General features: G+C 44.3%; 12 protein-coding genes. 2 read left to right on the top strand and 10 right to left on the bottom strand.

Translation table 11 applies throughout. The annotated features are described in order from the left end of the window. Positions 1 to 350: 350 nt before the first annotated feature. Together NST33_RS13585 and NST33_RS13580 are read right to left on the bottom strand one after the other, a co-directional pair. Positions 351 to 1,820 (bottom strand): exosporium glycoprotein BclB-related protein, encoded by a 1,470-nt coding sequence (locus NST33_RS13585; RefSeq protein WP_339308259.1) that lies wholly within the window; start codon positions 1,818 to 1,820, stop codon positions 351 to 353. Between the two features lie 204 nt (positions 1,821 to 2,024). Further along, entirely contained in the window at positions 2,025 to 3,482 is a 1,458-nt protein-coding gene (locus NST33_RS13580; protein WP_339301246.1) for an alpha-L-fucosidase, read from the bottom strand. Between the two features lie 122 nt (positions 3,483 to 3,604). Here NST33_RS13580 and NST33_RS13575 point away from each other — a divergent pair, with 122 nt between their 5' ends. Beyond that, entirely contained in the window at positions 3,605 to 4,450 is an 846-nt protein-coding gene (locus NST33_RS13575) for an AraC family transcriptional regulator (RefSeq protein ID WP_339301244.1), read from the top strand. Positions 4,451 to 4,476: 26 nt separating this feature from the next. On the opposite strand, the gene NST33_RS13570 is transcribed toward NST33_RS13575, so the two are convergent. The 7 genes from NST33_RS13570 to NST33_RS13540 form a co-directional block, all read right to left on the bottom strand. Continuing rightward, a complete protein-coding gene (locus NST33_RS13570; protein WP_339308257.1) occupies positions 4,477 to 5,013 on the bottom strand; it encodes a glycoside hydrolase family 99-like domain-containing protein in 537 nt (178 codons plus the stop codon). A 501-nt stretch (positions 5,014 to 5,514) separates the two neighbouring features. Continuing rightward, positions 5,515 to 6,861 carry a glycoside hydrolase family 30 beta sandwich domain-containing protein gene (locus NST33_RS13565; protein WP_339308255.1) on the bottom strand — a complete coding sequence of 449 codons (1,347 nt, stop codon included), beginning with the start codon at positions 6,859 to 6,861 and terminating at the stop codon, positions 5,515 to 5,517. A 22-nt stretch (positions 6,862 to 6,883) separates the two neighbouring features. Then, entirely contained in the window at positions 6,884 to 8,527 is a 1,644-nt protein-coding gene (locus NST33_RS13560; protein WP_339308253.1) for a sugar ABC transporter substrate-binding protein, read from the bottom strand. Positions 8,528 to 8,564: 37 nt separating this feature from the next. Beyond that, a complete protein-coding gene (locus tag NST33_RS13555) occupies positions 8,565 to 9,452 on the bottom strand; it encodes a carbohydrate ABC transporter permease (protein WP_076211802.1) in 888 nt (295 codons plus the stop codon). A gap of 15 nt (positions 9,453 to 9,467) precedes the next feature. Continuing rightward, positions 9,468 to 10,457, bottom strand: a complete 990-nt coding sequence (locus NST33_RS13550; RefSeq protein WP_221819493.1) for an ABC transporter permease subunit — start codon at positions 10,455 to 10,457, stop codon at positions 9,468 to 9,470. A gap of 119 nt (positions 10,458 to 10,576) precedes the next feature. Then, complete coding sequence (locus NST33_RS13545) at positions 10,577 to 11,599, bottom strand: LacI family DNA-binding transcriptional regulator (RefSeq protein ID WP_017688676.1); 1,023 nt, start codon at positions 11,597 to 11,599, stop codon at positions 10,577 to 10,579. Between the two features lie 180 nt (positions 11,600 to 11,779). Beyond that, complete coding sequence (locus tag NST33_RS13540) at positions 11,780 to 12,124, bottom strand: thioredoxin family protein (protein ID WP_221819495.1); 345 nt, start codon at positions 12,122 to 12,124, stop codon at positions 11,780 to 11,782. A 118-nt stretch (positions 12,125 to 12,242) separates the two neighbouring features. Between NST33_RS13540 and NST33_RS13535 the strand changes: the two genes are divergently transcribed. Beyond that, positions 12,243 to 12,380, top strand: coding sequence for a hypothetical protein (locus tag NST33_RS13535; RefSeq protein WP_221819496.1), 138 nt, complete (start codon positions 12,243 to 12,245; stop codon positions 12,378 to 12,380). Between the two features lie 79 nt (positions 12,381 to 12,459). Here the strand turns inward: NST33_RS13535 and NST33_RS13530 are convergent, their stop codons facing one another. Then, complete coding sequence (locus tag NST33_RS13530; protein WP_076212121.1) at positions 12,460 to 12,753, bottom strand: DUF3817 domain-containing protein; 294 nt, start codon at positions 12,751 to 12,753, stop codon at positions 12,460 to 12,462. Between the last annotated feature and the right edge of the window lie 146 nt (positions 12,754 to 12,899).

Here is a 12,899-nt window from a genome sequence, read left to right as displayed (position 1 = left end):
AAGGAGTGGTGGATATGACTTTCGATCGTGATTCGAGTGAATAGTCAAATATTTTAATTACATATAATAGTTGATTAGGAATTTAATTGGATTTTATTGGTATAGTATAAAATCATTATTCGATATATACAAGCACTTTATTGAAAAATATAGAAAATAAGTCTATTTAATGCTTTTATGTGTCTCATGTCGCTTACGTATTTCATCTTATTTTTCGTATTTCTGCATGTTTTTGATGAATAATAGCTTTTCAAAGTTCTATATAACCAAGACTTTATGCTCAAAATTTCAAATCAAGAAAAAGAACGACATGAGAACTCCCATGTCGTTCATATCAAAATTTATACTCATCATGTAATGTTCACGCCGCCACTTGCATAACCAACAACGGTATTCACAAGACTAAGTCCAGTTGCCGTGGCGGAGAATACAAGCAGAAGACGTGTCTGTGCAGTCACCGGTATAGCCAATCCGGTTGTTATGCCATTGGAGATACTACCCAATGCAATAATACCGGTGAGTGGAGGTGCCAGTGTAACGACCGCCCCCGGAACCGCAGTAAATGCATTATCAGGAGTAGGTGAACTGAATAATTGCGCAGTAATGGTCACCGTGGAACCAACCAGGGCCAAGGCTGCTGTGGTACTAAAATAGGCAGCAATGGAAGTTATAACGCCATCCCGTGGAACAGAGAACGCAAAGTTAATGAGTGGTCCAACAATCGTTCCCGTTAAATCAATGGTGCCACCCAGAATGCTGACTCCGGTTGCCGAGCTGCCGAAACCGATAAGACTTGTCGTTCCGACCAGTCCACCAAGAACCGTTGTTAATATGGCAGGTCCGCCAGAAGCAAACGGTATGATGGCGCCCGAACCCGTAGCTCCTGTAACACCAGCGCTGCCAGTTACTCCCGCAATCCCAGTTGCGCCGGTAGCCCCGGTTACCCCTGCAATTCCGGCTGCACCCGTTGCCCCGGTGACTCCCGCAAGTCCAGCTGCACCCGTATTCCCTGTGACTCCGGTGGCTCCTGCTACGCCAGGATCACCTGTTGCTCCTGTAACGCCCGCTGCCCCAACAGCTCCTGTCCCCCCCGTTGCACCTGTGGCTCCCGTTGCGCCACCTGCTGGGCCTGCCGCACCCGTTGCGCCAGTAGCACCTGCTGGTCCCTGGGTACCAGCAGCTCCCGGTGTACCCGCTGGACCTACACCACCCTGAGAACCTGCTGGGCCAGCCGGGCCTTGTGGACCAGGTACGCCCTGAGGACCCGCTGGCCCTGCAGGTCCTGCCGGACCTTGACCCCCTATGTTTCTAAGCCCTGTTGTGATAGCCAATTCGGTCGCCCGGATCAAAATGACCAGTTTATCTTTCTCGCACGAATCGATATTCCCCTGTAAAATGACAGATAGGAGCACATCCAGCAATTGCTGCAAATTGGTTCCCACACTGATCGGAGAAAATGGAACGGCCTCTACAGATACAATGGTGAGCTCCAAGACCGCTTCGAGGTCTGCTTTGGTTCCCTTTTTCAAATCCGAATGATGAACCAGAGCCAGTAATTTACGCAGTACCTCAATCAGAAGTGAAACATTGTGCGGAGTGGGATTGGCAAAAACCTGTACAATTGCGCCCTTCAACTCACCAATCAATTTAAGAAGCAATTCGGCTTCTTTGTCAAAACACTTATGATGATGGTTATTGTGGTGGTTATGATGGTGCTCGTGATGGTGTTTTTGTTGCTGCTCTTGGGGATGGTCACAGTCCTCAGCCTTTTTTTTCTTAAATCCGCTCCAACCATATCTGATGCGTTTCTTTGGTTTCATCTTTTTTGCAGATCCTCCTTAGTGAGTCTCAATCATTCCATTACAGGCGAACATCACTGGTTTGATGATATCAGTATATTATCAAGTAAGAATTTCGTGATTATTATATGAGTAGTAGCCAAACCAAAAGAGCGCTATCCGATGAGTACAATACTCCTGGACGCGCCCTTTTTATATTTACAGCATTCAATTTATCTTTGTTGATTAGTCCAATTTAATTTTGAAAACAATAGGCGCCTTACTTTTCACAGTTGTCGTTGTGATCGTCAGTGCGTCCGCTGTTCTCTCCCATTGCGGCTGTTCTTCATAGCCAAGTACCTGAATATCTTGAATGACCCCTTGAAAATGGTGAGAATTTTCCTTCAGGGATTTAATGTGAATCACTCCGTTATCTGGATAGGCAAGAACCGTGGCATACAGACTGCTTTCTTTTAACGTAAACCGTATATCTTCACTCGTAAATATCTTCGTATCCCCATCCGTGAATTGCCCTTCCTTCACCTCTGTCGGACCCTCGCCAAACGTACGCCAGAATGACGTGTCATAGATCGCTTCCCCATTCACTTCCAGCCACTTGCCAATGCTCAGCAAAATGTCGCGATCTTCTTCCGGTATGCTGCCGTCTGCTTTTGGTCCAATGTTCAGCAGTAAATTCCCGTTTTTGCTTACAATATCGACGAGATCCCGAATGATCTCCTCAGCCGTTTTATAGTTATTATTTTCCGTATAACACCATGAGTTTTTAGCGACAGCTGTATCCGTTTGCCAAAAATAGGGCTTAAGCTCAGCGAACTGTCCCCGCTCCACATCCGGAACGGCACTTCCAAACATATAGGCCTCATGTTTATAATTGATAGCTACAGGCACACCCCATTCTTCGCCTTTGTTATAATAATAGGCAGCAAATTTTTTAAGATAGGGTTTGAACGCAACCGTTTGAATCCACCAATCGAAATAGAAAATCTTTGGCTGATATTGATCGACCAGCTCACAGCATCGAATCAACCAGTCCTCCAGATACTCCTCGGTTGGAGGCGAACCATACAGATCATGATGATTCGGCTCAGGCATGGCAGGCCAATAGAAATCCCCACGCTCCAGGGGTTCCTTAATATCTGAATCAAACTCCTTCCCGTGAGACATGAAGAACCAGTGCTCGGCGCGGTGAGACGACACACATAAGGTCAGCCCCTGCTTCTCGTATGCAACCTTCATCTCACCCAGAAGATCCCGTTTGGGACCCATTTCATATGTGTTATAGTGAGAGATAGAACTTTTGTACATCTGAAAACCATCATGGTGCTCAGCCACAGGCATAACATATCTGGCTCCAGCCTGTTTGAATAACGTTGCCCATTCGTCTGCATCAAACTTCTCTGCACGAAACATCGGAATGAAGTCTTTATATCCAAAGTCCTTATGAGGTCCATACACCTCAAGGTGATGTTCATAAGCTTTGGTGCCTTGTATATACATATTTCGCGAATACCATTCGCTATCATAGGCCGGTACAGAGTATAGCCCCCAGTGAATGAATATGCCGAATTTCGCTCTTGTGTACCATTCGGGAACTTGAAAGGCGCTAAGCGAACTCCAATTGTCTTTGAATTTACCGCGCTCAATCGTTGCTTCAATCTGTTGCAAATATTCGTTTTTGTCCATGAGATGTTCTCATCCCTTCTGTTATTGTCTGTAGCTGTATTGTAGTGCTGCAGCCGAAGGATAGACATGCAGAACACTAACTTTTAGATGGACAATAATAACCTTGTATGGAGATGAAAAGTATGAATCACCAAACTTTGCTTACGAACTACCTGTCCAATCTCCAAGTCGAATTGTTCATGGTCAACTACAATCGGTGCGATACGGATTGGCGGGACCTGGATTACACGCCCGATTACAGCAAGTTTTATTTCATATGCGAAGGTGAAGGTTGGCTCAAAATTGGGGATGAGGAGTATTATCCTGCGCCTAATCAGCTTATTTTAATGCCAGAGGGGATCAAACAGTCTTATTCTGCCATTAACGACCGTCCTTTTCTCAAATATTGGTGTCACTTTAGCGCGAAGGTTGGGGGAATCAATTTGTTCCAAATTCTGAAATTCCCACACATCTGCACGATAGATCAACCTGAGTTGATTCAAGCAATCTTCAGCAGTATCCTTACATATGCAAAATCCGATGAAGTCTATGCCCATATGATGGCCAAGAGCAAACTGACCGAGTTACTATCCCACTATCTAATGAATCTGGATCTGGATCAGATCTCTTTTATTAACGTTCCTGTCATGGAGAAACTGTCTACCATCCTGGCTTATATTGATTCCAACATCGAAGAGAATATTTCGGTTCAGGATCTGGCTCAGATCGCCTACATGCATCCAAATTATTTCATTCGATTCTTCAAGCAGCAGATCGGAGTTCCTCCGATCCTCTATATTACTGGCAAAAAAATCGACAAAGCCAAGGAACTGTTAACCTGCACCCCGAACACAATAACTGCCATCGCCGAGCATCTCGGTTTCAGTGATTTGTATTACTTCTCCAGGCAGTTCAAAAAACATACAGGGTTAACTCCAACGGAGTACCGCAAACAAAAAACGTTACTTACAACGAAACATGGTCTGTAAACAACCTCAAAACAGAGAGAGTTCCCTCATTCGGAACTCCCTCCTACAGACTTGTTTCTGTTCGATTCATGCTGAGTTGCTTTCTTGAGTTCTCTCAAATAAGCATAACCATAGTTTTGATCCGGCTCAAGATATGCCCCTTCCGCCCACTCATTCCAGGCGTTAACAAAAAGATATTCACTTTTGTACAGCGTCCTCGCTCGTTCCATCTGTCTGGATAGATACAGCCCAAACTTCTCTGGGGTGGACCCAAGCGTACTCTGTCCGTCAACGCCTCTCCGCGGTGTATTATCCCAATTGACAAAAGCTCCTGGAAAGACAATTTCTCCGTTACGGTGTGGTGTTCGTTCGAGAATGGAGGACCATACCTTGTCGTAATTCACAGCAATATGCTGCTGTCCCTTGATGTTCATTTCGATCCAGATTCCATTCATATGTCCATGTGCAAACGTATAATGTGGTTCAAATTCCATACTCGCATCAAAGATCTGACCATTAAATGTAGGGAATCCATCAATGGTCTGCACAAAATGAATCCCTTTCAGGCCATGTTTCAAAGCCAATTCACGCCAAACTGAATCATTTCCTCACATTGCGGAATACTGGCTGGTCGATAGATCAGAAATCAAGTTAATGGTAATCAAACCGTTGGTGTCGATCTAAACGTCAATGGCAGTCAGACCGTAACAGGCAGCCTTCAAATCAACGCCAGCTCCTCGATTGTCAACCATTTGGGTGTAGGCGGGGTGGTTGAAGCTGGAGATAGCGTTAAGGCCGCTACACAATTAATGGCTTCCAGTCTCCCTCCCCGTTTTGCAACAATTCAGATATTACAATCCTGGTGTTGCAGGTCAACCCGGTCTGGTCTTAACAGGGACAGCTGGCAACCAATATATACTGTTCGTTGATGAGAGTAGCGGGACACCCCATCTCGCTATTCAGCCCGTATAATATAACTCTGAATAGATGAATTTCACCAAAAAGAAGCGATATCCGTGTACACTCCGGATATCGCTTCTTTTGGTTTCTTTTCTGATGAAGCCTGGTTATAACTCATCCATTTATCAATCTGTGATTAATACGGACAAGACACTCTTGCTTTCCAGCTGGAACTTCATCAATACATCGTCGCGCAGCTTAACCTGTATGTTGCCCGTCTCCTCCCCATCATTGAAGAGGACTAAACCTACGGAACCATCGGCATTTTTAAAAGCCACAGAACAAATTCCATCATCACTGGATGTTGTTTCGATCCGAACAGCCTTCGGACGGATCACAGCACTGTAATGAGCCAGAGCATAATAATCAAGTGTATACGTAAGTTCCTTTGTTTGCTGATTCACTTGCACGATACCACGACACGTACTGCGACCAAAACCAGGAACCGTAGGCCCATTATTCTCATCTAGTGCCATATTCCAAAGTACAAAGGACTTGCTATAATTGCGAAGAATCTGAATTCCCGTCCGCATCACATTTGAGAAGGCCTGCTCAAATGGTGGAATCCACTCTCCACCTGAGCCTTCAGTGAAATGAACTTCTTTACCTGCAAAAGCTTCATAAACCTTCGTTTGAGTAGAAGAATCTCCCCCGTACCAATGCCAGGCTACGCCATCCACTTCTTCTCCCGCTTGTTCAAGTACGGTCAGGGGATAGTCCGGTTGATCCCAGTTGTGATCATAACAGAGAATCTTGGTTTGAATTTCATTTTGCACAAAGGCTGGTTTGAGATGGTTTTTGATAAAGTCTGCTTGGGCTTCGGCTGGCATCAACATACCAGGATAGTGCCCTGGTTCATACAGCGCCTCATTCTGTGGTGTGATGGCATGGATCGATAATCCATGTTTGGCATAGGCTTGAATGTATTTCACAAAATATTGCGCATAAACCGGATACCATTCCGCCTTCAACTGTCCGGTAATCATCGATCCGCTCGTTTTCATCCATCCCGGTGCACTCCATGGTGAAGCAAACAGTTTCATTTCAGGATTCAATGCCAACGCCTTTTGCGTCAAAGGAATAACATCCTCTTCATCATGTAAAATGCTGAATTGGGTTAATTCTGGGTCTGTCTGTTGTTCGGGCATATCGTTATAACTGTACACCGTTCTCGCATAGTCCGAAGCCCCCATTGGATTACGGATGACTGACAGCCCAATCCCTTTCTCTGGATGGAATAGACGGGTCATGACCTCATCCCGTTGCTCCTCATTCAAGATTTGGTTGATCAAATAGGCAGATGAATCGGTAAAAGAAGCACCAAATCCGTCCATCTCCTGATACGTTAGCTGATCATCCAGAAGGATGGTCGTTGTCTCCTTATGAGCATCCAGAGGCTTTAATTGCTCTTGGGATAGAGATACGAATAAATCTTCTTCACCCGTGGATTTGTACATTTTGAAAGTTGTCATGGGATTCTCCTTTGTATTTCTATTATTGAATGCCTAGTTTCTCTTTGTTCAATTTCATCTTTTCACTGCGTACCTTCACAATCTCTTCCCAACGGTTCTCACCTAAAAATGACTTGTAAGCAGCCAGTGCATTGTCATACGAGGCATCATCTTTGGAACGTACCATACTGACCAGTGTTGTATTCCACTTCGTATTGATTGCTGACAACGCACGAGCTTCAGGTGTACCTTGATCCGGGCTAATATTCTCCAGAATGAAGTGTGGTTTCAGCTTGCCTTTACCCCACTCCTGCATCTGTTTAATCGCTTCCGGAAAAGCATCTGCACTGAGTGCTTTGTGGCGGTCATGACCGAAGAACATAAATTCACCCATCCGATAATCCTTTTTGAATTGATCTGCGTTATTGAGTTGCATGTCTTTCACTGCTGGCAGCAGTTCTACACTACCGTCGGCTTTGGTTTGGTAGGTTTCCCCCTCGATCCCGTAATTCATAAGCGTCTGTCCCTCTTCACTCAGCAAGTATGTGAATATCTGAATGGCCTTGGCCGGATCTTTACAGTCCTTGGAAATGAAATTGATCATCCACCCGGTAATACCGGATTGATTCAATGTTGGTGCATTGCCTTTGGTGCTCTGCGGTCCATCGATAGCAACATATTCTTTGCCTGGATTGGCACTCATGTAGATTTGCAGGTTTCCTCCTTGTTGAGGTGTACCGTCAAGCAGCATGGTCGCATATTTACCGGACTTCACTTTTTCCTCAAAAGCGGTTCCATCATCGGCAAAACTGTCATCACTGATATTGCCGTCTCTGTACACGGTGTTCAGCGTTTTCAACCACGTGAGGTAATCTTCATCCAGATTACGATCGTAGAATTCTCCTGATTCAGTCTCCAGCGGAACACCGATGAAATCTTGCAACGTATCCCCGAGTGAACCTGTTCCTTCACCAATGGAGTTGAACCCAAACGGAATCAGCGCAGGGAACTCTTGTTTAATTCGTTTCATCACACTCTGGAATTCTTCTGGCGTTCCAATGACCGGACTACCCAAAGCTTCGTACACATCTTTACGAATGATAAATGCCGTCTTGGCTGGAATGTTACCGCTATCATAATCCTCTTGCGTATTGGAATAGTTCGGGTAACCATAGGTTTTACCATCAGCCAATTGGAACCAGTTCAATGTATCGGCAGCCGCAACTTTATTAAAGTAAGGATCATATTTTTCCGCCAGATCGTTCAGCGGCATAGCCCAGGTTGCTGCTTTTTGTACCACAGGAGAATTGGAGTCAAATACGGTCAGCAAGTCAGGCATATCTCCACCTGCGAAAAAGGTGTTTAACTTGGTATCATCACCGGTGATAAATTTGATATTGATGTTCAGATCCTCTTTGATTTTCTTGGTGACAATATCCTTGCCAAAATCAGTGTTCCACCAGTCTGCATTGACGTACCAGGTCAAGTCGGTAGCCTCTTCTTTTTTATCCAACTGCCAAGCCGGCTTTTCCGGGTCAACCGTATAACGATCTTCAATGGATACCCAATTCCCTTCACTGGAGCCCCCCGATCCACCGCTGCAACCTGTAATCATAAGTGCGGCTGTGAGCAGTGTTGCAAGCAATTTAATCCCTTTTTTGCCTGATACCTTGTTCAACTTCAACATATTTTTGTTCCTCCTCAAAATGGGGTATTTGTTGCTCCTATTCCTTGACCGCTCCGAGCATCATTCCCGAGATAAAATATCTCTGAACGATGGGATAGATCAGCACGATAGGGAGTGTTGTTATGACAATGGTGGCCAACTGCACGCCTTTGGTCGTTGTTTCAATGACAGCGGAACCCCCGACATTTTGCATGGATTGTGTCTGGGACTGAACGATAATCTCATACAGCATCATCTGGAGTGGATACAGTGACTGATCGGTAATATATAACTTGGTTGTCATGAAGTCGTTCCATTGCCCCACCCCATTAAATAGCGCAATTGTCGCCATGGCTGGCATGGAGAGCGGAATGAATATTTTCAGGAAAATATGCCAATCCCCTGCACCATCAATCTTGGCCGATTCTTCCAGCGAATCCGGGACATTCCGGAAGAAATTCATCAGAATCACGACATCATAGAAGCTGAATAACGCCGGGATAATGTACACCCAGAAGCTGTTAAGCAGGCCAAGTGATTTGATTAACAGATACGTCGGGATCATGCCGCCCGAGAAGAACATGGTAATAACACCCATGGCAACGTATAATTTACGGCCTCTTATGTACTTTTTGCTCAGACCGTAACCAACCATGGCACAGAAGAACACATGTGTAACAACGCCAATCGTTGTTTTGGACACTGATATGAAGAAAGCCTGCCAGATGCCCTGATCGTTGAATACAGCTCTGTAATTCTCCAGCGAGAATTCCGGTGACCAGAAGATGAATCCACCTTCCGCCAGCGCTTTGCCTGAACTAAAGGAAGAAATGATGACATTCCAGAGAGGAACGAGAATAACGACCGTACAGATGATTAGCAAAATCATATTTAAGGTATCAAAGATCCGACTATCGAGATCTTCTTTTGCCACCTTTCCATTCACGCGGGATGCCTCCTTCTACAACACAGATTGATTATCGTTTAATTTGCTTGTGATTTTGTTTGCCGTGACGAGTAAAATGACAGAGATGATGGAGACACCCAAGCCAACGGCCGTTGCATATGAAAAGTCACCCTGAGACATCCCCATACGATAGACGTACGAATTGATGACTTCCGCTTTGTCGCGGTTCTGAGAGTTCATGAGAACCAGGGTCTGATCCAGATTCGACCCCAATAAACCGCTTACAGTTAGAATCAGATTTAGGCTGATGATTGATCTCATATTAGGCAATGTGATATTCCAGATCTGTCTGAGACGGCTTGCACCATCAATTTTGGCAGCTTCATAGTATGTTGGGTCAATCTTTGCCATGATCGCCAGATACAGAATCGTTCCCCAACCTGCTTCTTTCCAAATATCCGATAACGTAGCAATCCACCAATACTTACCTGCATCCAGCAAGATGTTCTGCGGTTGCGAGATCACTCCCAGGCTAAGTAACAACTGATTAAATAAGCCCGTGGTTGAAAACCACGTGATCAGCATTCCCCCAAGTACGATCCAGGACAAAAAGTGAGGTAAATATGAAACCGTTTGCACAAACTTCTTGAAGCGTCCGCTGTTTAACTCGTAGATCATGATCGCGAGAATGATCGGAATGACAAACCCGATACCTAATTTCAAAAAACTGATCCCCAGCGTATTCACGACCGCATCCCAGAAGTATTTGTCTGACAAAATGATTCTGAAATTATCCAGCCCTACCCAAGGAGCGGTAGCCAGCGTATCAATGACCGTGTAATTTTTGAAGGCAATCGTCAAACCGTAAATCGGGATATAACAGAAAATAATCATAAAAATAATGCCCGGGATAATCATCGATTGAATCTCCCATTGTCTCCGATAATCGACTATGAATTCTTTGATCCGTTGTCCGATGGGTTTCTTCCCATTGGGACTGATCACATTTTTACCGGTTGATGTCTCTACGGCTAATTTATCCACGTTTTTTTACTCCCCTCCATCATGCATGCATGTTCATAAAAACGTTTTTATTTTTCGACATAAAAAACCCCTTTGTTTATAATTAAGTAAAAAAAGACCGGAGAAGAAGCTGAATCAACTTATGTACGGTAGTCTTTCCGGTCGATCTTCACATGGCTTGAACCTCTCACCACCAGCTCACCCGCCAATTTTTGTGCAGCACCTTGTTCTTTCTCCTTGATCATACCCACCAGTTGATTGATGGCCAGGATACCCTGTCTTGCAATTTGATTTCTTACCGTTGTAAGCGGTGGAGAAAAATACTGTGCGATATCAATATCATCAAAACCCACGACACTAACATCTTGAGGCACTTCAAAGCCCTCAGACTTCAACGCGTGCATACAGCCAATTGCACTCAAGTCATTCCCTGCAAGAAATGCATCAGGCCGCTTGCCCGGGTGTAAGTGAAGAAAAGATTTTATCGCACTATACGTGCTCTCCTCCTCAAAATACCCTTGTATAATGTAATCTTCATCGATTGGAAGCTGGTATTCATGCAAGGCAGCCAGATAGCCATCCCTACGCTGTACACTGTCAAACATCGTATCCACACCCGAAATATAAGCAATTTTCTTGTGCCCCAGCCCAATTAAATACTTGGTAGCTTCATAAGCCGCCACATACGAGTCAAAAATGACACTTCCCATCGTATCGCTCTGATAGACCCGATCCAGAAAAACAGCCTTGATCTTGTCTTTCTCCATGGCGATAATATCTTGCTCATCGATCCGAAGCTCTTCGTAGATAATGACACCATCCACCCGCCGACCCAGAATATTACTCATAATAACGTGTTTATCCTTGGTCACAAATACATTCAGCCCGTACCCCAGACGATCACATTCGCGAGACATTGACTCAACCAGCTTATAGAAATACGGACCCGATACACTTGTGGTGAAAAAACCGAGCATTTTGGTTTGACCGGACTTCAACAGCTTGCCATTCAGATTGGGCACATAATTTAAACGCTCTGCCACCTTAAGAACATGTGATTTGGTCTCCGGGTTCAAGACATCCACACCATTTAAGGCGTTGGAGACAGTAGATATGGATACGCCCGCTTCCCTTGCTACATCTTTAATCGTTATCTTTGCCATAAGTTTTGTTCCTTTACTATAAAAACGTTTTTATAATGTTTAAATTATCATAAAACCGTTTTCATGGCAACACTTTAATTTGCGAGTTCAGGCATCATGTAACTTTGTTCATAGCTATACGCCACTGCGGGCGCAAAAAAACGGCTCATGTATGAGCCGCCGTTCATGAAGCTTTAGCTTCTATTCCTCATCCTGGATATACATGGATTGAATCTGTTGCAGCTGCTCTTCCAGACGTTCCAAGCGAACAAAACGATCCGCTCGAATATATTCCTTCTGCTCCACAAGCATGATCATTGTTGGAACGGTGAAAATAAGAAACTTAGATGCAACCTCTTCCACTTCATTAGCATTAATGTGACCCAGATATACCGATGGATAAGGTTCAAGCAATGCCCTGATCTTGGGGAGTAAAGCGTGACATACACTGCACTCTGGACGAGATACATACAAAAAAACCAATTCATGTTGTTGAATAGCTTCTTCAACCATTTCTATGGATGTTAACTCATGAATATCTTTCATAGAAGCTCAATCCTTTCAGTCATCAATAGCTTGCTCATTTTAAACTTTTTCTTTTCAAGTATAACCTATGTGCGTTAGAATCAAATGGAATATATCCCCATATGAAAGAGGTTATGGTATGAAAAAATCATTCGTATTTCTGTTCACTGCCCTGGTAGTTGTTACTTCCTTCTCGGCGTATGCACCTGTGTCGAATGCCTCTGGCGATATTGGCGTAAGCCTGCTGTCCGATCGTCAGCAAGGTACAGTAAAGTAGTACTTGTACAAAAAGTAACAGGCGACAATTCGGATAACATTTGAATTAGTCGCCTGCTTTCATTTATTCTTATTGATCTTTATTTCCAATTTCTCTTCCGAAGATAAGATTCAAATACAAAAGTTCCAAACGGCAATAGACCGGCGAGTCCACCCATCAGCCAACGCGTTATCTTCCACTTTTTGACCAGAGCCAAGTGAACTAGCGCAATAAGGTACAAGGGAAATAAAATACCATGAATCATGCCCATTACGGCTACAGCGGAAGAGATATCTGCAAAATATTTCAGAGGCATAGCAATAAAAATCAATAGAAGTAAGGATACACCCTCCCATATGCCCGCAATTCTGAATCGGCCTGTCACTGTCTTCATAAAGTCCATTCTCACCTTTCCCGCTAATCGTTTGTGAAATATGTAACTTGTAACATGATACAAAAAACCTCAGCGACATCTCTGTACAGATATGTCGTTCTAAAGCACATCTTCAGTATAACGTATGAGTTTGACTCGAAGATGCT

It is taken from the genome of Paenibacillus sp. FSL L8-0435 (genome assembly GCF_037965655.1).
Lineage (GTDB): Bacteria > Bacillota > Bacilli > Paenibacillales > Paenibacillaceae > Paenibacillus.
This window is presented reverse-complemented; position numbering and strand designations above follow the sequence as displayed.

Excerpts from the sequence above, each read along its gene's own strand:
- NST33_RS13545 (WP_017688676.1), bottom strand. The coding sequence starts at position 11,599 with ATGGCAAAGATAACGATTAAAGATGTAGCAAGGGAAGCGGGCGTATCC.
- NST33_RS13540 (WP_221819495.1), bottom strand. The coding sequence starts at position 12,124 with ATGAAAGATATTCATGAGTTAACATCCATAGAAATGGTTGAAGAAGCT.
- NST33_RS13530 (WP_076212121.1), bottom strand. The coding sequence starts at position 12,753 with ATGAAGACAGTGACAGGCCGATTCAGAATTGCGGGCATATGGGAGGGT.
- NST33_RS13580 (WP_339301246.1), bottom strand. The coding sequence starts at position 3,482 with ATGGACAAAAACGAATATTTGCAACAGATTGAAGCAACGATTGAGCGC.
- NST33_RS13565 (WP_339308255.1), bottom strand. The coding sequence starts at position 6,861 with ATGACAACTTTCAAAATGTACAAATCCACGGGTGAAGAAGATTTATTC.
- NST33_RS13560 (WP_339308253.1), bottom strand. The coding sequence starts at position 8,527 with ATGTTGAAGTTGAACAAGGTATCAGGCAAAAAAGGGATTAAATTGCTT.
- NST33_RS13585 (WP_339308259.1), bottom strand. The coding sequence starts at position 1,820 with ATGAAACCAAAGAAACGCATCAGATATGGTTGGAGCGGATTTAAGAAA.
- NST33_RS13575 (WP_339301244.1), top strand. The coding sequence starts at position 3,605 with ATGAATCACCAAACTTTGCTTACGAACTACCTGTCCAATCTCCAAGTC.
- NST33_RS13535 (WP_221819496.1), top strand. The coding sequence starts at position 12,243 with ATGAAAAAATCATTCGTATTTCTGTTCACTGCCCTGGTAGTTGTTACT.